The following is a 4,958-nucleotide window of genomic DNA, read 5'->3' as shown; positions in this document are numbered from 1 at the left end:
ATCAAAAGGAGAGACGACCGATTCTTGAAATACTTTGGGTGTAATGGATAATCGAATCGAATGATTGGGCGGAAGATCGAATCCTTCTTCCAAATAACCAGCAATGCTATTACTTTCATTTCGTACTGCAAATATATACTGATTATATCCGGTGTTGGCAGGCATCTTATAATCACAGTTATAGAGAAAATTAAAACGCATATCGCCATTAAATCCTATTATTTTAGGGGGTAGGCTATCCGTTGTTAAATAGTATTTTCGCCAATATCCGTAATCTGGATTAATTAAAATATAAGTATCGAACAAAGGCCTCTTCATTTTCCATCTAGTAATTAAATTATATGTTTGATTTTCTGCAAATCCAAATTGAGAGAGACTACGTAATGAAAATCGTATATAGCTATTTTTAGAATTTGCAATCTCGTATGACGAATAGCGAGTTGGAGAATAAAGACCCCCAAAGCTAAGGCAAAACATACCGCAGAAGGCACCGATTACTACAAAGTTGGTTATTATAAATATTTTTTTCATTAAAGTGGCCCTTCGCAAGTTTTATGTACAGTTTCTCCAACTGAATATATAGTACTTAAACCTTCAACTCCCGAATAATAACTTATATAATCCAAAGCGACGCTCCTCCAATCGCCTTTTACGGAGCTATAAGTAGTTCCACCTATAGAAATAGCTAATAAAGCACTTTCGGAGAATAAACTAAAAAACCAAGGATTTGATAAACTATGCGCAGAAATTCCAGTTCCGGGAACAGCTTCACCGACCCCCAATGCCGGCGCACCATAAATTGCACCAGCTGCGGCCATCGCGGCCATTTGTCCCGCACTCATATAACAAGCCCACTTCCTTGCGGCTTTCTCATCCCAATGGATATTGTTCCAGCTCGACTTCGAATAACCACCCGCTAAATAAGCTTGAGCTGTATTTTGATTCAACACACTTCCAATCGCGAAAGCCGCTGTTGTAAGGGCGGAAACCACAAGAACAAATCCAAACGAAACCGCGGCCAAGATCGCCAACACTCCGACCGCTCCTGCTACAGCGAGCGAACCAATCGCTGTAAAAGGTGAAAACGCAACAATCGTCGCGGCTCCAAGCCCAATCGCAACCGTAGTCGCAAGGGCCGTTGCTCCCAACATAAAAGCAGCAGTGGTCGCTGAAGCTAAAGCAACAGCCGATACTCCTAAACCAACTAAGCCCCCGCCTAATGCCGGGGAAACGATCATATAAGCGACCGAACCGATAAAACCGATTCCCATCGCGGCAGCTATTCCAACAAACGTAGCTGCCCCGCTCGCGTAAGCAAAAGTTACTCCAGCCCCGCTTGCGATCAGATAAAGCGCGCTGTTCAATGTCGAAAGTGCTGCGATTCCGACTGCTCCCGCTACAACCGGAGCTCCGTTCAAGCCCATATAACCAAGGCTCGTTCCAAGCCCAATTGCGGCTAACGCACTCGCAATTACTACTGACGCCATAATCGCCACTCCTACCGCCGCGGCTCCAATTGTCGGTAACGAAAACATCGGAAACGTAATCGCCGCAATCGCTCCGAGTCCGATGCTGTTGCCGCTTGGATCCGTATGATTCACCGGGTTCCCTTCCGTATACATATACAAGTCCATCGAGTTCGGATTCTTAGTATCTAATATACTGTCCGCCTGTGTAAACCTGCCGATCTCCGGATCATAGTATCTTGCTTTGTAGTAGTAAAGACCTGTCTCTCGGTCTTCTTCTTGACCTGTGTATTTGTATCGAAAGATATCCGGGCCTTGCGAATCATTTCTCTGAACCTCCCCGTAGGGTTTGTAACTCACGTGTGAGCTTCCGCCCCATTCTCCTCCACCCAATCGATTCCCTTGTCCGTCCATCGCCATCGTCACCGAGCCCAAGTGATCCGTGTTGAAAAACACAAAGCCGTTCACTGGAGTTCCCCCGATCGGAATACCTGAGTTTCCGGATTGAGACGGTGTGGTAAAGATCGCAGGAGTTCCCGGTGGAATTACGAGCGGTACGAGCATCCAAGGCGGGTCATCGCCGCTTCCGCCGTTTAACAACCCGTTGCAATTCGTTACAAACATCAACATTGAAATGAGTGTTAACGGTGTGAGAAGTTTCAGTTGGATTCCCTCTCTGAGTTCTCCCTTGTGTAAAAGAACAAAACAAATTCCTAATGAAACTAAAATTACAATTCCAGAAAAGACTCCGAACGGATTCGTTCGAAGGAATTCTCTGGTTTCAAAAATTTGATGAACGCTCTTGTAGTAAATTCCGTTCATCTTCCCGATTGTATCGTTCTTGATTTGATTCCAGCCGTTGCTCGCCGTGCTCGTCCGTAGCACCGCCGTGTCTGTCGTCCACTGACCGATCAATTCTCCCCCCGCTCCCTTGAAATACAACGTATGTTGGGGAGAAAAACCCGAACGATACGAAATCTCATACATTCCTCCCAAGCTGATAACCTTACTTGCGTCCTGCAACCGGTTCTTAATCACTCGGCTTCCACTAAAGTCATATTCATACTCGATCGTGCCTTGTTCCACCGTGTCCATTCTGCGCAACTTTTGAAACCCGTCGTAGACGAGCGTCGAGCCGTTTCGTGATATCATATTCCCCGAGCCGTCATACGAGTAATCTCCGAGATATCCTGCGCTGCTCACATGTGTAACCGCGTTCGCGTGTGCCGCATCGCTGTAGCTGAAGGTTACCATCCGGCCGCGTCCCTACGGGTCGCGCTCTCAGCTCCGGTCAAGTTATTACATTTTACTTTGGAAATATACTTTTACACTAGTCGCAATAACTTGACCACGCTTCCATCGCTCGCGGGGGTAGATTCTAATCCTTCGGGATCTCGCAAATCTTGTCTTCATCCGGGTCTGGGTTCGGTTCAACGGTTGCGACGATTTCTATTTCAGGAGCATTTTCATTTTCGATTTTCTGCGTCCAATCTTTTGGATTTGGATAGGGCAACTCCGCAGGAACAATATTCAGACGAATGGAATGCTTAGGAGGAAGATCAATCGTTTTAATTAATGTAGCATTTTGTTTTGGATTTCTGATAAAAATTTGAAATTCGTATTTTACCTTGCCTTTAGATAAGGGAATTCGGTAATCACAATCCTCATAAAATCTAATATCTCGCCCGTCTTCGCTGAAATCTGGAAAAATTACTTTATTTCGAGAAACCCAATAGCCTTCATCGGGCATTAAGCTATGTAGAACCCCTTCGACTGAATTTGGTTCAGACCAAATTGCTAATAAATAATATGTATTAAATTGTTTATTACTAATTCGAGTATTTGATTCTCTGGCTCTTGATATATTAAATTTTAAAAACGTATTTTCAAAATTATCTACTGGCTTATATTTTCGTAAAAAAGGTCCGTAGTGTCCAAAATCTACACAGCCGGCATTAAACAGACATAGAAATAATCCTAGACGAATTACATTTTTACGATTATATAAATTCATAATGAACCTCCGCATGTCCTTTGCGTTCCTTTTGCAGCTTCAAGCGCGAGGCCAATGGGGGCCGAAACTTTTCCCGCAGAAGCTAAAGTAATTGAATATCCTGTTAGATCGGATCCAACTCCCACACCGTCACCTGTAACTGCATGCATTAACAAAAATTGAGATGTAAACACATCTAAAGCAGAGAACGGACCTAAAGCTGCATTGGGTTTCATAATCGCGACAATTGCTTTTGCGCCAACCGCACCATCTTTTGCAGCCGCAACGATGTTAACATTTATATAAGCGCCAAGCCCAGCTTGCATTCCCCAAAAACTAATCGCGGTCCCGTAACAACCGCCGATCCTTGCGCTCTTCTCATCCCAATGAATATTGTTAAAACTTGATTTAGACAAACCGCCTCCAATGTAACCCTGCAAAGCATACGGAGAAAGAACAGATCCTAATGTTGAAGCGGGGGAAGATTTTAATCCTTCGGGATCTCGCAAGGTTTGTCTTCGTCCGGGTCTGAGTTTGGTTCAACGGTTGCGACGATTTCGAAAATCCTTTCTTTTACAAGCATGGGGACTCGATCCTTGGGATCTTTAAAAGCCTGATCTGCAAAATGTATTCTTTGAACTTCGATATCTTTGGGAATAAAGTTTAAACGAATCGAATGATTCGGCGGAAGATCAAATTCGGACTCTAACTTGCCAAATCTACGCGTAGCTTGGTAAAAAATAACGAGCTTTAGTTTGCTTTTGCCTACTGGAATTGGCATTCGATAATTACAATCGACAATAAAATTATCTCTTAAATCACCGACCAACAGCTGAGATATTATATTTCGATCCAAGCCATCACGCTTATTATAAAAATATTTTTCATTTGGATTAATTTTAATTTCATCATCTATGATGAAATTAAAGATTTTCTTCTCTTTTCCATTCAAGTAAGCAGAAAAATTGTAAAAGCGTTTATCGGCATAAAAAATAGATTCCATTTGGACTAATTTGTTTACGTCCTCAAGATTAAATTTTATATAATTACGGTCCGACCCTACAATTTCTTTTGAAAATTGTATTGTTCCCGGTGTTACACAATTTCCTAATATAACAATATTGATAAATATCAGAGCAAATCTCATAGATTACCTTCACATGTCCTTACTGTTCCTTTTACGTAATTAACCGCCATGCCCACTGGTGCTTTAGTAGCATATCCTGCCAAATCGGCGCCAACACTTTCCCAATCGCCTTTGCTTGCACTATTAATTGTGCCTACAATTGATATGTAAAAAATTACCCGCGATAAAGGAATACCTTGTAATATTGGAAAAGCTCCAATGCTACCTTCTGTTACGCCCCCTGTTCCATAAACATAACCTGGAATTCCATAACCCGGGACGCCATAAACCGCACCTACTGCAATCATAATTGCCAACTGTCCCGCACTCATGTAACAAGCCCATTTCCTTGCAGCTTTCTCATCCCAATGGA

At 42.9% G+C, this 4,958-nt stretch carries 5 protein-coding genes and 1 pseudogene; all 6 read right to left on the bottom strand.

All coding sequences use genetic code 11. From position 1 onward, the window contains the following. A partial coding sequence (locus CH376_RS23425; protein WP_100788555.1) for a hypothetical protein occupies window positions 1-531 on the bottom strand: 531 nt, incomplete at its 3' end. Then, a pseudogene (locus tag CH376_RS23420) lies at window positions 531-2,714 on the bottom strand (RHS repeat-associated core domain-containing protein); the annotation flags it as partial. The gene CH376_RS23425 and the pseudogene CH376_RS23420, both read right to left, overlap by 1 nt. A 130-nt stretch (window positions 2,715-2,844) precedes the next feature. Continuing rightward, a complete protein-coding gene (locus CH376_RS24700; protein WP_243394859.1) occupies window positions 2,845-3,480 on the bottom strand; it encodes a hypothetical protein in 636 nt (211 codons plus the stop codon). Then, window positions 3,477-3,875, bottom strand: a complete 399-nt coding sequence (locus tag CH376_RS23410; RefSeq protein WP_243394860.1) for a hypothetical protein — start codon at window positions 3,873-3,875, stop codon at window positions 3,477-3,479. The genes CH376_RS24700 and CH376_RS23410 overlap by 4 nt, the downstream gene beginning before the upstream one ends. Before the next feature lie 71 nt (window positions 3,876-3,946). Next, window positions 3,947-4,606, bottom strand: a complete 660-nt coding sequence (locus CH376_RS24695) for a hypothetical protein (RefSeq protein ID WP_243394861.1) — start codon at window positions 4,604-4,606, stop codon at window positions 3,947-3,949. Further along, window positions 4,603-4,958, bottom strand: a 356-nt coding sequence (locus CH376_RS23400) for a hypothetical protein (RefSeq protein WP_100788552.1), incomplete at its 5' end; no start/stop codon positions are given. The genes CH376_RS24695 and CH376_RS23400, both read right to left, overlap by 4 nt.

The organism is Leptospira adleri (assembly GCF_002811985.1).
Classification (GTDB): domain Bacteria; phylum Spirochaetota; class Leptospiria; order Leptospirales; family Leptospiraceae; genus Leptospira; species Leptospira adleri.
Note: the sequence above shows the minus strand (reverse complement) of the source record. Positions and strands in the feature narration are given on the sequence as shown.

Bases quoted from the DNA above. Each gene is read 5' to 3' on its own strand.
- CH376_RS24695 (WP_243394861.1), bottom strand. From the start codon at position 4,606: ATGAGATTTGCTCTGATATTTATCAATATTGTTATATTAGGAAATTGT.
- CH376_RS24700 (WP_243394859.1), bottom strand. From the start codon at position 3,480: ATGAATTTATATAATCGTAAAAATGTAATTCGTCTAGGATTATTTCTA.